Origin of the sequence: Paenibacillus periandrae, from assembly GCF_022458865.1 — a bacterium.
GTDB lineage: Bacteria > Bacillota > Bacilli > Paenibacillales > NBRC-103111 > Paenibacillus_S > Paenibacillus_S periandrae.
In genome coordinates this window covers 1-386 of the sequence record NZ_JAJNMU010000147.1, presented here as the reverse complement: position 1 = coordinate 386, position 386 = coordinate 1, and the positions used below count along the sequence as shown (strand labels likewise).

Below are 386 nucleotides of genomic sequence, written 5' to 3'. Positions count from 1 at the left end.
GCCAGACGAACGCGCCGGACAGACTGAGGGATATTTTGGTTTCCAGTCTCAGAAGCGTATATTGCCTGAGCGTGGTCAGCCCCCCGCGGAGAATGACGACGGCCAGCATGCCCAGAAGCAGCGCTGCTGCGCATTCCATCTTGCCCGCCAGTAGCATCCGGTCGACGAAGAACTTAAGGAAGAGCGGCACAAGTACTCCGGTTCCAGCCAACGCAAGGCCCGCGGCAAGCAGGTAGACGACCTCCCATTCATAGCCCTGCACCCGCTGCAGCAGCGACGAGCTTACGGAAAATCGCCGCCCTGACCGGACAAAGTGCTCTCCCGGCGCCATAGTCAGCACCACTCCCGTATAAGAGCTTTCGAATTCTTCGAGGCTTACCGAATAC

General features: G+C 59.1%; 1 protein-coding gene. It reads right to left on the bottom strand.

The genetic code is table 11. The features are described from left to right. Positions 1 to 262: 6TM ABC transporter family protein (locus LRL21_RS47460; RefSeq protein WP_420832581.1), on the bottom strand; the 262-nt coding region annotated here is incomplete at its 3' end. Positions 263 to 386 lie beyond the last annotated feature (124 nt).